Origin of the sequence: uncultured Roseibium sp. (assembly GCF_963675095.2) — a bacterium.
GTDB lineage: Bacteria > Pseudomonadota > Alphaproteobacteria > Rhizobiales > Stappiaceae > Roseibium.
In genome coordinates this window covers 21,518-40,679 of sequence record NZ_CAXXSJ010000053.1, presented here as the reverse complement: position 1 = coordinate 40,679, position 19,162 = coordinate 21,518, and the positions used below count along the sequence as shown (strand labels likewise).

The window sequence follows — 19,162 nt, the reverse complement described above, 5'->3', positions numbered from 1 at the left end:
CGCCTGCAGCCAACGATGACCGCCGCAATATCGGCAACCTTATTTTCGCGCTTCAGCGCCGCCCGTCCTCGACACCATTCTGGGGTGCGCTCGCCCTTAGCGTGCTGTGGATCGGCGTCGGCAGCAGCCTGTTCGCGTCTTCCTTCGGCGACCAGCTCTCCACGATCACCGACTTCGGCTCCATTGCGAATTCGCCTGCACTGATTCTGGCCGGCATCGGCATCGTCGTCCCGGTCATCTTCTTCTTCGTCATGGCCATGATGATCTGGCGCGCGCAGGAAATGCGCATCGTCGCCCGCGGCATGACCGAGGTTGCCCTGCGCCTCGCAGAGCCGGAAAGCATGGCCAAGGAATCCATCCTCAGCGTGGGACAGGCCATCCGCCGCGAAGTGTCCGCCATGGGGGACGGGATCGAACGCGCCATCGCCCGGGCCAGCGAACTGGAAGTCCTCGTCCATAACGAGGTCTCGTCGCTGGAGCGGTCCTACAATGAGAACGAACTGAAGATCCGCTCGCTGATCGAGGAACTGGTCAGCCAGCGTGAATCCATCGCCATCAATGCGGAACGGGTCCGCGAAACCATTTCCGGCGCGCATGAAAGCTTCGCCGCTCAGCTCTCCTCCACGTCGGACCAGTTCGGCACCTCGGTCGATTCCGCGACCGAACGGATGATCGAAGCGCTGTCCCTGCGCGCGGACGACTATGTCACGCAGTTGAGCGCGACCGGAAACGAGATGGTCGACTCGTTGACTGCGCGTGCAGACGATTACGTCACCCAACTCAGCACCACCGGCAACGATCTGGTTGAAAACCTGTCGTCGACCGGTACCCAGCTTTGGGAAACGCTGACCACCCGCGGCACCGACATCAACGAGCAGTTCGCCCAGACCGCGGCCAGCTTCGTCGAGACCCTGTCCGCCAAGGGCACCGACATCAACGAAACCCTTTCGGCTTCCAGCAACCACGTCGTCCAGACGTTGAGCGACAAGGCGGAAGAATTCCGCACCTCGATGGAATCCACCGGCGCGACCGTCGGCGAGGCGATCACCCTGCGCGGCGAAGAAATCAACGCCAACCTGTCTTTGACCAGCGGCCGACTGATCGACACGATCACGTCGCGCACCGAAGAGCTGATCAACACGGTCGATTCCCGCGTCACCAGCCTGGATACGGCGCTCGCCGAAACCGGCGACCGGGTCGTGGAAAGCATTTCCGAACGCGGCCAGGAAGTCACCAACACCATTTCCGTCAAGGGCGCGGAAATCGTCGACACCCTGTCCGACCGCAGCACCGAGGTCGCCGAGATCCTGCGCGGCACGGGCGAGTCGATCGTTGTCGACCTGTCCCTGCGCGGCGGCGAAATCGCCTCCAAGCTCGACGAGACCGCAGGGTCCCTCACTGAAACGATCACCGTACGCGGCGGCGAACTGGCGGAAAAACTCGGCGGTATTTCCGAGCGCATCTACACGGCAATTTCCGTCAACGGCATCGAACTGGACGAGCGTCTGGCAGAGCGCGGCCGGGAAATCGCGTCGACCATGGAAGAGCAGAGCGTTCTGTTCCGCGAAGCCATGAACTCGATCACCACCGAAATCTCCGCATCCCTCGGCTACGAAACCTCCGCGATCACCCAGAAGCTGGCCGACACGGGCACCCAGCTTGCCGAACTCGTCGCGAGCCGTGGCGAACGTGTCACCGCGGAGTTTGCCGAGGTGGGCAACAACATCACCCAGACCATCGAGGTCCAGGGCCAGCAGTTGCAGGAAGGCCTGTCGAGCCGCCTGAACGATCTGGAAGGACTTGTCACCGAACGTGGCGGCCAGCTGGTCGATGCCTTCGATGCCAAGACCCAGATCCTGACCGAGGCACTCGAAACCCGCCTGACCAGCCTGGATGCGTCGCTTGATAGCCGTATCAACACGATCGACCTGACCCTCGACCAGCGGACCAGTTCCTTCGAAGCGGCCCTCGATACCCGCATCAGCAACCTGGATGCTTCGCTCGACAGCCGCATCAACACGATCGACCTGACCCTCGATCAGCGGACCAACTCCTTCGAGGCAGCACTCGATACCCGCATCAGCAGCCTGGACGCTGCGCTCGACAGCCGTATCAACACGATCGACCTGACCCTCGATCAGCGCACGGCCTCCTTCGAGGCGGCGCTTGAAACGCGGACCGCACTTCTTTCCGATGCCATCGATCAGCGCACGGTCAGCATCAGCGACACGCTGGAAGACAAGACCCGCAACATCACCGACGTCCTTGCCGACCGTTCCGATGCGATCACGCTTCAGCTCGGCCAGCGGGTTGAAGCCGCCGGCAACACCCTGGCTGAACGGGCACAGGAAATCGGCCGCATTCTGACCGAACATGTCGACGTCGCAACCGGCGCCATTTCCGAAAAAGCGGAACATCTGGCGCTCACCATGACCTCCGGCACCGAGCGGATCGACGAAACCCTGGACAACCGGGCTCGCCAGATCAGTGAAACCCTGATCAACCGGACCAAGGAAATCGCCAAGGCCTTCGTCGACGGACAGGGCGAAATGACGACCGCGCTCGACAATCGCCTTGCCGAGGCCGGGACGGTTCTTGCCCGCCAGAGCGAAGAACTGACGGAGTCCCTGTCGGAACGCATTGCCGAGATCAATGTCTCCCTGGGCGCCAAGGTGTTCGAAGTCGCCGAGACCCTGGACACCCGTGCCGGCCAGCTGGAAACGGTGCTCAACGATCGCCTGGAAAGCATTTCCGGCGCGCTCAGCACAGAAACCGAAAAGGCCCGCGATCTGCTCACCCAGATCATTTCGGAAGCCGGCAGCACGCTGTCCACCGAAAGCACCCGGATGCACGACATCATTCAGGAAGCCCTCAACGGTGCTTCTGAAAAGATGTCCGGCGAAGGGGAAAAGGTCCGCGGCCTGCTTCTGTCGGCCGTCGCCGACGCCGCACGTACATTGACCGCCGAAAGCGAAAAGGCCCGCACGCTTTATGCCGGCACGATCGCCGAATTCTCCGGCTCCCTGACCGGCGAGAGCGAGAAGGTCCGCAGCGACCTGTCCCGCACCATCGCCGAGATCTCCGGCAACCTGTCCGCGGAAAGTGAGCAGGCCCGCCTCACCCTGAACAAGACCCTGGAAGATATCCGGGGCCGCATGTCCGGCGAGGCCGACACGGTTCGCGCCCGCGTCCACAGCGCGGTCAACGAAGCGGCCGAACTTCTGGTTCAGCGCGGCAATGCGGTTGCCTCCGAAATGCTCGAAAAGGCCTCGACCCTCAACCAGGCCTTCGGCGACCGGTCCGGCGAGTTCTCCAAGCTGATCGGCACCGACGGCAACGCCCTGATTACCGCCATCGAGGCACGGGCGACCGACCTGACCGGCCGCATCGGCGAGATCCACACCGCGATCCTCGATGCCATTAACATCAAGGGCAAGGAAGTCGCGGATACCTTCGCCCAGAACGGTCTCAACGCCACCCGCTCCCTTATGGACGCCGGCGAGCGGATCGTTGCCAGCATCGACGAGCGGAGCAGCCAGGCGACCAAGTCCCTGCTCTCCACCAAGCAGCAGCTTGAAGCCGATGTCACGGAGATCCTCACCAAGCTTGAGGACACGAACGCCAACCTGCAGACCGTCCTCACCGCTGCCGGAACGAACCTCAACGACGTCGAGGTCAGCCTCGGCCGTCGCGTGAACGAGTTCCGGGTCGCCGTGGATCGGGCGGTAACCGATACCACCAGCACGACCGGCCTGATTGGCGAACAGGTGGATGCTCTGCGCGATGTGGTCATGACCACGCTCGCCGACGTCCGCAACCTGACCGACAAGTTCGGCAATCAGACTGAAGAGCTGACCTCCGCGGCCCGCTATCTGGAAGACACCAACCGCTCCGTCGAGGGACGTGTCTCCGAACGCAAGACCGCAATCGAAGAGGTCGCCGACACGCTGCTGACCAAGACGGAAGCCGTCGACAAGCTCATGCGGTCCTTCACCGAGACCCTGTCGCAGACGCTGGAGACAGCCGACGACAAGGCCCGCGAAGCCGCAGGCATGCTGGGCGCGGCCGCTGAAGCGGCCACCAAGCAGGTCACCGAGCAGTTCGAATCCATGCGGCTTACGGCCGGCATGGAAGGCCAGAAGGCCCGCGATGCGATCCGCTCCGCTCAGGACGACATCATGTCGGAAATGTCGCGCACGGTTTCCGATGCGTCCGAACGTTTCAACGAGGCCGCAATGCGCATGCGCGACACGGCCCGCGACGTCCACCGCGAACTCGAAGCCACCCGCAACGAGCTCAAGCAGGGCGTCCTCAACCTGCCGGACGAAGCGGAAGAATCCACCGCGGCCCTGCGCAAGGTCGTCAACGAGCAGATCCGGGCGCTGACCGAACTGTCCGACATCGTCGCAAGACAGTCCAATGCGCTCGATATCTCGCGGCCGCAGGAGCGCACCGCATCGGCTACCGCTGCGGCGGCACCTGCCCCGCAAGCCGCAGCCCCCGCTCCCGCCTTCCAGGTTCCGAGCCGGTCCCAGGCACCGAGCCAGCCGGCTCCGCGGGCATCCGCTCCGTCCCGGCAGAGCGAAGCGCCGCGGCGGCCGTCACCGGCAAGCGAACCGCAGAGCGCCGGCAAGGGTTGGGTCTCCGACCTGCTTCGCCGTGCCTCGCGCGATGAGGAAGATGCCTCTCCCAACAAGGAGCGCGCATCCCTGAACACGGTGGAAAGCCTGAACTCGCTGTCCGTGGACATCGCCCGGGCCATCGATCACGAAACCTTCGTCGACCTGTGGGACCGCTACAAGCGGGGCGAACGGCATGTCTTTACCCGCCGGCTCTACACCCTGCAGGGTCAGCAGACCTTTGATGAAATCAGCCAGAAATACTCCCGCGATCCGGAATTCCGCACCGCCGTGGAACGTTATGTGGCCGATTTCGAGCAACTGCTCGCCCAGGTTTCGCGCAACGACCGGGACAACATGCTGGGTCAGACATACCTGACGTCGGATACCGGCAAGGTCTACACCATGCTGGCTCATGCCAGCGGACGTCTCGATTAAGACGGAAAAACCCCGAACACGGAAAAGGCGGCCCCATGGCCGCCTTTTTTATGCCCTGATCACCGCCTCATCCTGTCGCTACCCTTTTCCGCCGTCGTAGGGGTACCGGCGGGCTTGTTTTTCGATTTCCCGAAAACAGCGAACCATGAGGACAGGTCGTTCCAGGCATGTGGAACTCGGCGCTCTTCCATGAAGACAGGACGATCTGGCTCTGGGCCGGCTTCGCCCTTGTCGTTCATCTCCTCGCCGGAACTGCGCTTGGCCTGAACCCGTTGAAACATCTTCCCCAGCCGGAGATCATCAAGGGAATAGCGGTCGAAATCATCGTGCCCACCCCCGTCCCGATCATTCCATCCCCGGATCTCGAACCCGTGCCGGAGGACACGGCGCCGGTAGAACGGATGGACGATGCACCTCCCTCTCCCACCCCGTCGGACGATACCGCCGTGGAAGCCCGGACCGCCCGGCTGGAAACGCCAGACGGTATGATCCGGGCCAAGCAGCTTTATGCCGCCGCTATCCTGGACAACCCCAAGAGCCGGAAGGCGAAAATGCGCCTGCGTCAGCTCGTAAGCGAGGACCGGATCATCCAGCTGTGCAATCTCGAAGCCCTGGAACAGGTCCATCGCTGGAACCCCAGCTTCAAGCCGAATTTTCTGGTCGCCTATGCAGAATCAGATGTGCGGCTCACCGGCCGCCAGGCGATCGAAGCCGACGGCGGAGCCTTTCACCACGGTAACAGCTGGTATGAAATCCGGTTCAGATGCGAGACCACCGCGGACCTGACATCCGTCGTCGCTTTCGAATTCGCCGTCGGCCGCGAAATTCCGCGGAGCAAATGGGAGGCCTATTCCCTGCCTGAACGGGTGGAAAGCGTCGACTGAAACCTTTCCCACCACAAGCGCAAGCCAATGCAGTCAGCGGGCAAAAGCGCACCGGCCAAATGGTTCAAAGTTATCGCCCGATGCTCTAGGACATGGCCTCATAAATGAGGCTGGAATGGCGCTGTAAACGGCGAAGAGCTGCAAGGAGAAGTGCGAGAAGCGGGCTTACTGCCCGATTGAGCGGTTCGACGCAGCAGATCGAAGCCGTTTCGGCGTCCTTTCAGGATATGGCCGATTTGCCCGGCTGCAGCGTTGCAAGTTCTTGAAAACCGGGTGGTTTCCTGCGACCTTGCGCCTCGCATCCGGACAAATCGGCTCATACCATTTCAACCTCATTTATGAGTTCATGTCCTAGGCCTTCTGCAGGTTTTTGCGGACCTTTGCCATGGTCGCGACAAAGGCCGACACTTCCTCATCGCTGACCCCGTCGAACATGCGCGCCTCCGCCGACAGCATCTTGGGCACAAGATCGAAATAGATGGCCCGACCCTTTTCGGAAAGGCTCAGCAGCGAACTCCGGCCGTCTTCGGCATTATTGGTTTTTTCCAGAAGGCCGCGCTCATACATTTTCTTCACTGCCCGGCTGACAGACACCTTGTCCATGCTCGAGCGTTCGACGATTTCCGTTGCCGGCATTCGGCCGGTGGCGCCGAGGATTGCCATGGAGCGCCATTCAGATGGTGTCAGGCGATGGTCCCGGATGTAGATTTCCGACAACGTACTCGTCACGTCGGTATAGAAAACGCGAATCCGATACGGCAGAAACGCCTGAAGATCGAACCGGACTTCATCTGAAACCGATACTTGTCCGCTCATGTCCGCCCTCGCCCCATTGGATGCACGTCCTCCTGATCCAGGTCTTTCCGCCGGCCGGATCAGCGACAACGCAATCCATAAGGCCAGGCAGGCGCCTGTTAGTTACATTTGGAACTAAGTGTCGCTTGAGCAGGACGGTTAGGCAACAAAAGAATGCATGGATTGCCTGACTTTGGGAAAAAATCCGACCCGGGCCGTTTCGACCGAAGCAGGAAGGGGCCGCTCAGACCCTTGCCAGGATCCAAAGGGCCATTTCGGAGAAAACCCGGTCGGCGGCGCTGTTCATCGCGGCGACCGCCTGATCGACGGAGGTCCCGCCGGACGCAACTTCAGCGCGAAACACCCTGTTGGCGACTGTGCGGCCGTTGCGATCGTTGACCAGCTTGGCAGCGATCACGACAACCCCTCTGTCGGTGCCGTCGACATGGAATTCAAAGGCCCTGAGATCCGTCTGCAGCTGATAGTCGATCAGCAAGCCTTCGCCCGGGAAACCGACACCGCGCAGGCGATTGGTGTTTTCCAGGGTCTGGACGATCTTGGACTGCACCACACTGGGCAGGGAATCGGCCCAGGCAACCTTGGGGAAGTAGCTGTAGACCGGGCCCTTGTCGACCACGGCGATGAACTCGGTATCCAGTGCCTTCAGGGCACGCGGCCGCGGCACCAGGACCTGTTTGCTTTTCTGGCGCTGGCCGCTTGCCGGGACGCTGGCCGCATCAATGCCGTAAAGCGCGGCAGGGCCCGAGCTGGCGCAGCCGGCAAGCGTCAGTCCGGCCCCGCAAACGCCCAGGAACCGCCTTCGGCTGATATGTGCCGATCCGCTACTCATGCCTTAAAAGCCCCCATAAGCCTTTCCGCAGCCTCACCCGTGTGTCCGGCCGCCGATTATCTTCTGTGTCCGCCGCCCGTGTAGGTCGGCACTGCTTCGCCGCCGAAAATGATCCGGTTCGGGTTCCGATCGAAACTCTCTACCGCCCGCTGGATCGAGACAAGTGTCCGATTGACCTGCGACATCGCGGCAACGAAGTCCGCGGACCCCTGGTTTGCGAACTTCGACAGGCCACCGGCAATCGAATCGGCCCGCGATTCGAAGGCTTCGGCCACCTTGCGAATGGCCGTGGCCGCTTTTGTCGCCTCGACCACCAGGCCTTCGCCGTCACCCTCGACCATGGTCCCGACCTGATCCACGATCCCCTGGATCCGCGTGGATGTCGCATTCAGTGTCGCGGTCATTTCCTTTGCGTCGGTGATGATCTGGTCGACATCAGGCGTGCGTTGCGACAGGTCGTTCGTCATCTTTTCCACATTGGCCGCGGCATTGCGCGCCGAGGCAATCATGGCGTCGATGCTGTCCTTGTTCTCCGACAGGCCGCCCGTGACATTGGCAACCGAGCCGACGATATTCGACACCTGATCCGGGTCCACAGCCTTCAGGATACCGTCGGCATCTGTGAGCGTTTGCGTGAAGGCATTGGCGGCGGCACGCACATCGTCGACCAGCGCAACGATGCGCTCATCCTCGCCCCGCACGGTTGCCGAAAACGCTTCGAAATTCTGGATCGTAGATTTCGTCGACGCGATGATCTCGTTGATCTGCTCTTTCTGCGCGTTGATGTTCGCCACCACCGCAGCCGCTCCATCAACCGCCTCACCCACTTTTTGCGGGTCGATATTGGCGACGATCTGATCGACATTCCCAAGCGTGCTGTTCAACCCCGCGCTGAAAGTGTCCGCATTGGCCACGATATTCGACACCCGGTCCGGATCGATTGCCTGGGCAAGCTCGTTCCCGCGCGTAATGAACGTGTCGACCTTGCTGATCACCGTGTTGGTGCTCTTGATCACGTCGGAAATGGCTTCCTTCCGGTCCCGGATGGTCCCCGAAATTTCGCTGATGTTATCCATGGCCGTAGATGTGGATGCGATCAGGCTGTCGATTTCCGGGCTGCGCTTTTCAAGCAGCTCTCCGATCGCCGCAGCCCCCTGCACCGTCTTCCTGACATCCTCCGGATCGACCGCCTTGACGATGTTCTGCACGTCTTCCAGGCTGCTGTTCAGGCCGCCGGTAAAGGCTTGCAGATCCTTTGCCGCCATCTCCGCATCGGCCATGACCTTGTCGATACTCTGGCGCGCACTGGCCAGGCCATCGGAGAACTCCGTGATATTCTGGACGATCTTGGTGACATCGTCGGAGGGAACGGCGGCCAGGATCCGTTCTCCCTCGTTGACCAGTTTCTCCATACGCCCTGAAAGCCCGGTCAGAGCCTTGGAAACCGATGACAGGTTTGCCATGAAGTCGGACACGCCATCGGAATTGGCGGCCAGTGCGGAGGAGAATTCCTCAACGTTCTTCAATGTTTTGGTCACCGTCGGACTGTTTTCCTTCAGGAAACCGTCAATGCTGCTCAGCGCCGAATCGGCTTGTTTGAGAACATCCCGTGCCCCGCTGACGATATCGTCGAACAGGGACCGTTCGGCATGCATGACCGGGACTTCATCCGAATCCGGCTTGATCAGCAAAGGCGCATCCAGACTGCCGCCGTTCAGATCCACGTAGGCCACACCTGTCAGGCCGGTAAAATTGAGGGATGCAGTCGTATCCGTCCGGAGTGGTGTGTGGGGTTTGACCCGGACAGTCGCCACCACGACCTTCGGATTTTGAGGGTCGAAATCCAGCGCGCTGACGTTGCCGATCGGGATACCGTTGAACAACACCTGTCCACCGACCGGCAGGCCCGTGACGGGGGCCGGAAAGATAATCCTCACGAAGACGTTTTCCCGGGATTCCGCGGTGACGGCGAGCCAATAGACGAACAGGAACGAGCCCAGGAGCACCGCCATCATGAAGCTGCCGATCAGGATATAGTTGGCCCGGGTTTCCATGATACGGCCCTTACATCCGGCGCAAAGCGCGCGTGCCCTGGAAATAGGATTTGATCCAGGGGTGGTCGTTTTTCATCATGTCGTCCAGGGTGCCGATCGCCAATACCTTCTTGTCCGCCAGAACGGCTATCCGGTCGCAGATGGAATGCAGGCTGTCCAGATCGTGCGTTACCATATAGACCGTCAAACCGAGCGTCTCACTGAGATTCTTAATCAGTTCGTCAAATGCAGCCGCCCCGATCGGATCGAGACCCGAGGTCGGCTCGTCCAGAAACACCAAATCCGGGTCGAGTGCAAGCGCACGCGCCAAACTGGCCCTCTTGATCATGCCGCCCGAAAGCTCCGACGGCAACTTGTCGGCCGCGTCCTGCGACAAACCGACCAACTCGAGCTTCAACAGCGCCAGTTCGTCCATCAGCTGCGGCGACAGCCTGAGGTGCTCCCGCATGGGCACCTGGACGTTCTGTTTCACGGTAAGCGACGAAAACAGGGCGCCCTGCTGAAACAAGACCCCCCAGCGCCGTTCGATGGACTTGCGGATCGCAGGCGTAACACCCGTAAGATCGTGACCGAAAACACTGATCGTCCCGGCTTGCTTTGGCGTCAGACCGAGAATCGCCCGCATCAGGACCGACTTGCCCGTTCCCGAACCGCCGACGAAGCCTAAGATTTCTCCGCGCCGGACATCGAGATCGAGATCCTGAAGGATGATCTTGGTGCCGAAACCGACCGTGACCCCTTTGGCGGACAGGATAATGTCATCGCCAGTCGCAGGTTCCTGATCGACGGTGTCGTCTATGGATAGTTCGGCCAGTGACATGAAACTGCTTTCCTGAAATCAAAGACCTAGACACCGATGGCAGCGAAAAAGATGGCGAAAACGCCGTCCACCACGATAACCAGAAAAATGGCTTTCACAACCGACATGGTCGTGTGACGGCCGAGCGATTCCGACGATCCCTCGACCTTCAGACCTTCCACGCAGGCAATCAGACCGACGATCAGCGCCATGAACGGGGCTTTGACCAGACCGATCATAAGGGTTTTTGTCGAAATCGCCGCCTGAAGCTGCACGAGGAAGGCCTGGGGCGGAATATCCAGATAGACCCACGTCACCAGACCGGACCCGATCAGGGCCGAGATGTCCGAAATGAAGGTCAGGATCGGCAAGGCGATCATCAGCGCGAGAATCCTCGGCAGGACCAGGACTTCCGTCACGCTCATGCCGATCACATGCAGTGCGTCGACCTCCTCCTGCATGCGCATGGACCCCAGTTCCGCGGTAAAGGCGGACCCGGACCGGCCTGCCACCATGATCGCGGTGAGGATCACTCCCATCTCCCGCAGGATCAGAATACCTGCCAGATCCACCACATAGACGTCGGCCCCGAACTGTTTCAGATAGAAACCGCCCTGCTGTGAGATGATGGCCCCGATCAGGAAGCTCATGAGGGCAACGATCGGAACGCCGCCGATGCAGGACCGGTCGAACTGAACCGCGACCGATATGCTCCGCAACCGTCTCGGATGCGGCAGAACCGTTGCGAGCACGGCGCCGAGCGTACCGAGGATATTCAGCATCGCCAGCGCGTCCTTGACGACATCGACCCCGACGCGGCCGGTCGCCTCGAGAAAACCGACGATCGAGAACCTCTGGCGATCCGGTTTCCAGGCCGGCGGATGATGCTTTTCCAGTTCGCGGAACAGGATCTTGCGCTTTTCATCCAGTCCAATCAGTTCTGTGCGCTTGCCACCGAACTCGAGAGCTCCGCGAAAACGGTGCACCAGCCATGCACCGCTGGTGTCGAGGCTGTCGATCCTGGAAATGTCGATGCAAACGATCTGCACCGGGGCAAGATCGATGGACCCGAGCAGCTTTTCCGCGCGTTCCGCCGAATTGACCGTCCAGTCGCCGGTCAGCGCCAGGGTCTTCCGTCCGGGAACCGAACCGTCGAGACTGAACGCCGGCGCGATAATTTTATCCAGGAATGCCATTGAGGCTGCATGACCCCCTTGTCGCTCGGATGCACTCCCTCCTATACCTGAGAGCAGAGTTCATCGTCCAGACATGGGCCCCTCGAACCGAACGGCAATCGGGATTTGGCGCGCAAGCGTGATCAAAATACCCGATTACCGGACAGTTCCGCCCCGAAACCGGAAATATGCGCCATGGAAATCAAACACCCGTATCTTTTGTTTCTCGGAGACGTTCCCGACGCGCTGGCGGCCAAGACGGCCACTGGCATCGTCGACTGGCGAAAGGACTGGTGCCTGGGCCAGAATCGTCTTGAAGGCTGCGTGGCGGATACAGGCCTGCCCGACATGGCCATCGCCGATGCGGCCGCAAAAGGCGCAAAGACGATGATCGTCGGCGCCGTGAATGCGGGCGGTCGCCTGCCCGAACATTGGGTCGCTTCGATCGTCGAGGCGCTTGAGGCCGGCATGGACGTCGCCAGCGGCCTGCATGTCCGCTTGGGCAGCGTCGATGCCATCCGCGAAACCGCGGAACGAACCGGCCGGAAACTCCACGATGTGCGCCATTCCAGCGAGACCTTTGCCACCGGCAAGGGCACGAAGCGCAGCGGCAAGCGGATCCTGGCGGTCGGAACCGACTGCTCGGTCGGCAAGAAATACACCGCTCTTGCCATGGACAAGGCAATGGTCGATCGGGGTTACAAGAGCAGTTTCTGCGCCACCGGCCAGACCGGTGTCTTCATCTCCGGCCGGGGTGTTGCGCTGGATGCGGTGGTCGCCGATTTCATCTCCGGGGCCGCCGAGTGGATTTCACCGGCAACCGATGACGATCACTGGCAGATCATCGAGGGTCAGGGCTCCTTGTTCCACCCCTCCTTTGCCGGCGTGACACTGGGTCTTCTGCACGGATCTCAGCCCGATGCCTTCATCGTCTGCCATGAGCCCACCCGGACCAACATGCGCGGCGTGCAGACGCCCCTGCCGACCATCCAGCAGGTCATCGACCTGACCATTCAATGCGGCAAGCTGACCAATCCGGACATTCATTGCATCGGGATTGCGGTGAACACCGCCGCCATGGGTGAATCCGAGGCCTGGGGCTATCTCGCCAAGATCGGCGAAGAACACGGCCTGCCGGCCACCGATCCGGTCCGCTTCGGCATGGACGCCATCGTCGATCAGGTCGTGTCGGAATACGGCGCCCCATGAGCATCTCCGTCAGCCTGGACACCGAACGTTTCGAGATCGCGGGGGGCTTCGCCATTTCCCGCGGCAGCCGCACCCATGCCGAAGTCCTTGTCGTGACACTGAACGACGGCTCCGTCCGGGGTCACGGCGAATGCGTGCCTTACGCCCGCTACGGCGAAAGCCTGGACAGCGTGGCGGAGCAGATCCGGGCGATCGCCCCCGGCATCGAGGCCGGGATGACCCGAGCGGAACTGCAGGCTGCCATGCCCGCAGGTGCTGCCCGCAACGCGGTCGACTGTGCCTTCTGGGATCTGGAAGCAAAGATATCTGGAAAAACGGCAGCCGATCTCGCAGGCCTGGCCGCCCTGAAACCGGTCACGACCGCCTATACCATCAGCGTCGGCACGCCCGAGACCATGGCAGAGGCGGCCCGCAAGGCGGCCTCTCGACCGTTGTTGAAGGTCAAGCTCGCCGGCGCCGGCGATCCGGAGCGCCTCCGCGCCGTGCGCGCCAATGCCCCCGATGCGCGTCTGATCATCGATGCCAACGAAGCCTGGGACGCAAGCTGTTTTGCCGAAAACATGGCCGCCTGCCTGGAGACCGGCGTCGAACTCATCGAACAGCCGCTGCCGGCAAGCGATGACGGCGCCCTGGAGAGCCTGGCCCGCCCGGTTACTGTCTGCGCGGATGAGAGCCTGCATACCCGCAAGGATCTCGCCTCCCTGCGCAAGCGCTATGACGCGGTCAATATCAAGCTCGACAAGGCCGGAGGCCTGACAGAGGCCCTTCTGCTCCTGAAGGACGCAAGGACCCTCGAGTTCAAGACCATGATCGGCTGCATGCTCGGCACATCGCTTGCCATGGCACCTGCCATGCTGCTGGCGCAGACCGCCGACTATGTGGATCTCGACGGCCCGCTGCTGTTGACGAAAGATCGTGAACCGGGACTGAAATTCGAAGGCAGCCTGCTTTATCCGCCCGAACCGGCCCTTTGGGGCTGACCCGGCAGCGATGCTTTAGGATCCGCCGGACAGCCTGTCACCTTCTGCCTGCAGCTTTGCCGTCAGGAGCGGCCGCAGGAGCAGAAGCGCAGCAAGCGCCACAGCTGCGGCCAGCGCCATGACCCAGAACGGATAGCCTGGATTGAGATTGTAGAGCGGTCCGCAAATGGCCAGACCGAGCGCAAGCTGCAGCCCGCTGGATGTGGACAGAAGCCCCTGTCCGGTGGCGGACCATTTCCGCGGCACGACCTTCGATAGAAGACTGACCGCACCCAGATGGGCCGCCCCGAAGGATATCGCATGCAGGATCTGGAGCGCAGCGATCGCCACGAGGTCCTCGGCAAAGGGAAACAGGCCCCAGCGGACGATGGAGCCGCCCGCCGCGATCATCAGGAATTGCAGCGGACCGAAGCGCGTGTTCAGGCGCTTGGCCACGTAAAACAGGGCAATCTCGGCCACGACCCCGATTGCCCACAGGGAGCCGATGGACAGCTTGTCGATGCCCGCACTCACCCAGTAGATCGTACTGAAACCGTAGTAGGCCGCGTGGGTTGCCTGCAGCAATCCGCCGATCCACAGCACCGCAATAAACCAGGGTGACCTGAACACGGCTGCCGGTTTGTCCGGTCCGGCTTGCTCCTCCTCATGGCGGGAGGCCTGCCCCGGCAGGCAGATGGCAACGACCCCCGTCGACAGGACGCTGACGGCAAGGCCGGCAACCAGGAGCAGCGGGCTCCCCACTGAAACCAGCCAGCCGCCGACCAGGTTTGCGACCACGAACGCAACCGACCCCCAGAGACGCATCCGCGCATAATCCGCCCCGGTATTGCGAACGACATCCAGGGCATATGCATCGCACAAAGGCACGATGGGCGACCAGAAAGCCATCAGGCCGGCGACGGTCACCCAGGCGCTGGTGATGCCGCTGGTGGCGGCAAATCCACCGAGGAACACGCCACTCAGGACGGAATAGGCAAAAATGGAGATCCGGCGACGGCCGGTCCGGTCGGACAGGTTTGTCAGGACCGGATTGGCCGCGATCCGGACAACCGTGCTGAGACCGAGGACAAAACCTATTTCATCGACAGTTAAACCGCGCGCCTCCAAGACAAGCGGAAAGAACGGCAGAAAAAGGCCGAAACCGAGGAAATGGCTGGCAAATAATGCGCCGACCCATCCCGGAAGGCCCGTCTTTGTTTCTGGCATAATGCTTAAATCCGTCGGACCGCCTAAAGCAATGTTAACGATTATGCCTCTAGGCTGATCGGGAAGTCGTCCGAGTTACGGCTATTTGTGGCCCAAGGCAAGCTGAGAAACGATTCAGATGCAGACTAAGGAAGCACAGACGGAGCCGGATTCAATCGGAGAGATCGAATACCGCACCCTGGAACAGACGCTCATGGAGTCTGATCGGGGCAGACGGTTCCTGGCCGAGTTTGTAAAGCGCAACCAGACGCCGGAAACGCAGGAAATTCTCGCGGCCATTCACCGCCTTGAGAAGACCATGACCCGGCAGCGCAAGGTTCCGGACCTGGACCGGATCCGGCTGGATATTGCCGAAATGCATGATGCGATCGAGCGCACCAAGCTCGAAATCGCCAACATCAAGCAGGAAGGCGATCACACCAACCGGTTTATTGACGCCTCCCACGAACTCGATGCCATTGTAACCCAGACCGAAGGCGCGACCCAGTCGATCCTGGAAGCCGCCGAGCAGATCCAGGAAAAAGCCTGGACGCTGCGCGAACAGGGGGCCGAAGACGCTGTCTGCGACGATATCGACGCAAAGGCGACCGAGATCTTCATGGCCTGCTCGTTCCAGGACCTGACCGGTCAGCGGACCACCAAGGTGGTGCAGGTCCTGCGCTATCTGGAAAGCCGTATCAACCTGATGATCAGCATCTGGGGCATCGAGGATCACGAAGCCGAGGAAGACGCCGGTCCGGTGGACACCCGTCCGGACGCCCATCTGCTGAACGGACCGCAGAGGGAAGGTCATGGCGTCAGCCAGACCAATGTCGACGAGCTGATGGCCGTTTCCGGGGATGTGTTTGACGCCGCCCTGGAGGAAACGCACAAGGCCCATTCCGCGTCCTTTGATGCCGACACCCAGCCGGATTCCGGCCACGCGGCAGCATCGGTCGCCAGCGAGGCTGACATCGAAGCCCTCATGGCCGCGGACGACGGCGCCGACGACGTCATGGACGCCGCCGCGATCGACGACATGTTCGGACCGGATGCAGGTGATGACGGCGAAGACGTTTCAATGGCGGAAGCGGCAGCAGACGACGATATTCCGCCTGTCGATACGGCTGAAGCCGATGACGATTTAAGTGCCGAAGTTCTCGACGAAGCGGCAATCGACAAGCTGTTCGACGCCGAGGCGAGCGAAGCCGCCGCCGATGCGGATTGGGAACAGGCCGAAGAAGAAAGCGCCGAAGCAGAAGCCAAGGATCCGCTGGAAGAGCTGTCAGAGGCCGAGCGGCAGGCATTGTTCAACTGATCTGAATTCGTTTCGAACACAAAAAAGGCGCCGAAACCACGGCGCCTTTTTTCGTTTCGCTGTCAGCCTGAGACGGACCGTTTGGGCTACCGGGCCTGGACCTTGCTGAAGAAGGTCCTGGCTTCCAGTTCGAGGCGCTCGGCATGGCTTTTCAAATGGCCGGACATTTCCGAGACCTTGCCGGCGGAGCGTTCCGATTCACCCAAAGTGGTCCGCACGGCCATGATTTCCTGGGAGAAGTCCCGGGCGCCGGACGCAGCAATCTGAACATTCTGCGAGATCTCGGAAGCCGCAACCGTCTGTTCTTCGACGGCAGACGCGATATTGGTCGCGATCTCCGAAACCTGGTTGATGGTTTCCGTGATTTCCTCGATATCGCGCGCCGATTGCCGCGTCGCCCGCTGAATCGCGGCAATCTGATCGGTAATCTCTTCGGTCGCCTTGGTCGTCTGTCCGGCGAGATCTTTCACCTCCGCGGCGACGACGGCAAATCCCCTGCCCATCTCACCGGCCCGGGCGGCTTCAATGGTGGCATTCAGAGCCAGAAGATTGGTCTGTTCCGCGATTTCCGAAATCAAACCGATCACGGAGCCGACCTTCTCGGCAACGGTTGCGAGTTCCTGAACCGAGCGATTTGTTTTCTGCGCGCCGTCGACCGCTTTCTGGGCGACGCTGCTGGACATGGCCGCCTGGCGTCCGATTTCCTCGATCGAACTGGTCATTTCCTCCGTGGCGGCAGCCCCCGATTGAACACCGTTTGCCGTCTCTCCGGAGGACTGCTCCATCCTGGACATACGCTGGTTGATATCGGTCGCCGCCGACAGAAGGGTTTCCGAGGTCTGCGCCATATCGTTTGAAGCGGAGCCGAAGGACGTCATCGCCTCCTCCATGACGCCATCAAACTCGTTAATCGCCTGCCGGATGCTCTCTTCACGGGCTTCCGCGTCCGCAATCATCTTGTCGTGGTAGGTGGAAATGGCGACATCCATATCCAGCATGATGAGCTTGGTAATCGCTTGCAGCACCTTGGCCGACTTGCCGGATGAAAAGCGATATTTTCGCTGCAACAGGCTGATCAGCCTGTTCAGGAAAAAGGAATAGCCGCCGATGTACCAGGTCGGATCCAGACCAATGCGCACATGGGCAAGCCCGATGCGCTGCGCGCTTTCCACGTAGTCGGCGCTGACACCGGAGGTAAACAGGTTTTCCCAGTGCCGCTCCTGGGCCGCCATCAGGCGCGAATGGTCCTTGCCCACGAGACCTGCCAGATGAGGAACCGTCTCCACATGGGCGTAAAAGTCCTCGAGCACCGGCTTCAGATTGCTCTTCACAAAGGGCCAGACCGAGCGAGCCGTCTCATAGTCCTCGCTGGAGAGTTTAAAAAACCTGACGCGATTATGAATGCCTTGGTCCGACATCACATCCTCATATAATTTACGTGTTACTAGGCCAGGCCTGCGGGTTAGCCTGGCCGATTTCCGATATCCGCGATCGCCGGCCAGATACGGCTGGGTAAATATTTAAGAAGTACCCAACGACCTCACCGAACATTTCCATAAGGCTTTAGCCCGTCAGGGTTTATGTTTAGGTTAATTTCGGAGAATGAATTGCGTAAAAGATGGAAACGGAAGTGAGTTACACTCAGGAAAGATTGCAGAAAAATAGAACAAATATGAACAAAATAGATTTATTCTATAAAATTACGTCATATAAACATCATATTACGTAAAGTGATGGAAATAAAACTTAATTCTCTAACACAACCCGCACAACATAAAATATCTTTGCGATGTATTTTATAAGTATCCCTTATTATCAAGTGCCCTCTGCATCATGGCGGGATCTATGTTTCCTCCCGTCAGAACCACGGCGAGAACCTTACCGGCAGCGGATATCTTCCCGGACAGAACGGCAGCCAACGCCGCAGCCCCTCCCGGCTCCACCACAAGCTTCAATTCCGTGAAGGCAAACGCAACAGCTGCAAGGACCTCACCATCTGAAACCGTCAGGCCTTGAACGCCGAGGCGATTCAGAATTGCAAAGCCGTTTTCGCCTGGCTCATGCGACATCAGCGCATCGCAGACCGATCCTGACAGCTTGTCATTGGCAACGCGCTTTCCAAAGGCAAGTGAGCGGGCGTAATCGTCAAAGCCTTCCGGTTCGACCGTGTGAAACACCGCATCCGGCAGATCGCTTTCCAGGGCCAGTGCAATTCCGCTCGATAAGCCTCCGCCGCCGGTGCAGGCCAGCACCGCATCAGGCAGAAGGTTTAGGGCCTTGGCCTGCTCGGCGATTTCAGCGCCGACTGTTCCCTGTCCGGCAATCACCTGCGGATCATTATAAGGATGCACCAGAACGGCACCGGTCCTGGCGCAAATCTCCGAAGCAATCGCATCCCGGTCTTCCGTCGACCGGTCATAGGTGACGATGGTCGCCCCGTAATCCCGCGTCCGCTGCAATTTGATCGCCGGCGCGTCCTCCGGCATGACGATCGTCGCCGGAATTCCGAGAAGTTTGGCACTGGCAGCCACGCCCTGTGCATGATTGCCCGACGAACACGCCACCACACCCCTGGACCTGTCCGTTTCCGGGATCTGACTGATCCGGTTGAACGCCCCGCGAAACTTGAAGGATCCCGTTCTCTGCAGGCTTTCCGGCTTGATGAGGACCGTTCCGCCGACGGCTTCGTCCAGGACCGGAAACCGAAGCAACGGCGTCTTGACGGCATAGGCTTCCAGGCGCTTCCGGGCAGCCTCGATATCGGCGCGCGCCACGCAGTCGGTCATGATCGCTTTTCCTGAACAAGTACGAGAATCCCCCGGCCAGAACGGCCGGCTTCATCAAGACCTAGCATCA

General features: G+C 60.6%; 13 protein-coding genes. 5 read left to right on the top strand and 8 right to left on the bottom strand.

What is annotated here, in order from left to right; translation table 11 throughout:
- On the top strand, nt 1-5,057 hold a 5,057-nt coding region (locus ABIN98_RS20005), incomplete at its 5' end, for an antitoxin (protein WP_346912420.1).
- 167 nt (nt 5,058-5,224) lie between these two features.
- Nucleotides 5,225-5,941 carry a DUF930 domain-containing protein gene (locus ABIN98_RS20000; RefSeq protein ID WP_346912418.1) on the top strand — a complete coding sequence of 239 codons (717 nt, stop codon included), beginning with the start codon at nt 5,225-5,227 and terminating at the stop codon, nt 5,939-5,941.
- A gap of 351 nt (nt 5,942-6,292) precedes the next feature.
- On the opposite strand, the gene ABIN98_RS19995 is transcribed toward ABIN98_RS20000, so the two are convergent.
- The 5 genes from ABIN98_RS19995 to ABIN98_RS19975 all read right to left on the bottom strand — a co-directional run bounded on the left by ABIN98_RS19995 (nt 6,293) and on the right by ABIN98_RS19975 (nt 11,635).
- The gene (locus tag ABIN98_RS19995; RefSeq protein ID WP_346912416.1) at nt 6,293-6,757 is read right to left on the bottom strand and encodes a MarR family transcriptional regulator; all 465 of its coding nucleotides are present in this window, start codon (nt 6,755-6,757) and stop codon (nt 6,293-6,295) included.
- 223 nt (nt 6,758-6,980) lie between these two features.
- Complete coding sequence (locus ABIN98_RS19990) at nt 6,981-7,586, bottom strand: ABC-type transport auxiliary lipoprotein family protein (RefSeq protein WP_346912414.1); 606 nt, start codon at nt 7,584-7,586, stop codon at nt 6,981-6,983.
- Between the two features lie 56 nt (nt 7,587-7,642).
- Nucleotides 7,643-9,640: an MlaD family protein gene (locus ABIN98_RS19985; RefSeq protein WP_346912412.1), complete on the bottom strand. Its 1,998-nt coding sequence runs from the start codon at nt 9,638-9,640 to the stop codon at nt 7,643-7,645.
- A 10-nt stretch (nt 9,641-9,650) separates the two neighbouring features.
- Nucleotides 9,651-10,460, bottom strand: a complete 810-nt coding sequence (locus tag ABIN98_RS19980; protein WP_346912410.1) for an ABC transporter ATP-binding protein — start codon at nt 10,458-10,460, stop codon at nt 9,651-9,653.
- Nucleotides 10,461-10,486: 26 nt separating this feature from the next.
- Nucleotides 10,487-11,635 (bottom strand): ABC transporter permease, encoded by a 1,149-nt coding sequence (locus ABIN98_RS19975; RefSeq protein ID WP_346912408.1) that lies wholly within the window; start codon nt 11,633-11,635, stop codon nt 10,487-10,489.
- 174 nt (nt 11,636-11,809) lie between these two features.
- On the opposite strand from ABIN98_RS19975, the gene dgcN reads away from it, so the two are divergent.
- Entirely contained in the window at nt 11,810-12,823 is a 1,014-nt protein-coding gene (gene dgcN, locus ABIN98_RS19970; protein ID WP_346912406.1) for an N-acetyltransferase DgcN, read from the top strand.
- A complete protein-coding gene (dgcA, locus tag ABIN98_RS19965; protein WP_346912404.1) occupies nt 12,820-13,803 on the top strand; it encodes an N-acetyl-D-Glu racemase DgcA in 984 nt (327 codons plus the stop codon). Before dgcN ends, dgcA begins: the two co-directional genes overlap by 4 nt.
- 15 nt (nt 13,804-13,818) lie before the next feature.
- Here dgcA and ABIN98_RS19960 read toward each other — a convergent pair whose 3' ends face one another.
- A complete protein-coding gene (locus ABIN98_RS19960) occupies nt 13,819-15,009 on the bottom strand; it encodes an MFS transporter (RefSeq protein WP_346912402.1) in 1,191 nt (396 codons plus the stop codon).
- Nucleotides 15,010-15,127: 118 nt separating this feature from the next.
- Between ABIN98_RS19960 and ABIN98_RS19955 the strand changes: the two genes are divergently transcribed.
- Nucleotides 15,128-16,306 carry a protein phosphatase CheZ gene (locus tag ABIN98_RS19955; RefSeq protein WP_346912400.1) on the top strand — a complete coding sequence of 393 codons (1,179 nt, stop codon included), beginning with the start codon at nt 15,128-15,130 and terminating at the stop codon, nt 16,304-16,306.
- Between the two features lie 86 nt (nt 16,307-16,392).
- Here the strand turns inward: ABIN98_RS19955 and ABIN98_RS19950 are convergent, their stop codons facing one another.
- Complete coding sequence (locus tag ABIN98_RS19950) at nt 16,393-17,724, bottom strand: globin-coupled sensor protein (RefSeq protein ID WP_346912398.1); 1,332 nt, start codon at nt 17,722-17,724, stop codon at nt 16,393-16,395.
- A gap of 378 nt (nt 17,725-18,102) precedes the next feature.
- Nucleotides 18,103-19,092, bottom strand: coding sequence for a threonine/serine dehydratase (locus ABIN98_RS19945; RefSeq protein WP_346912396.1), 990 nt, complete (start codon nt 19,090-19,092; stop codon nt 18,103-18,105).
- Nucleotides 19,093-19,162 lie beyond the last annotated feature (70 nt).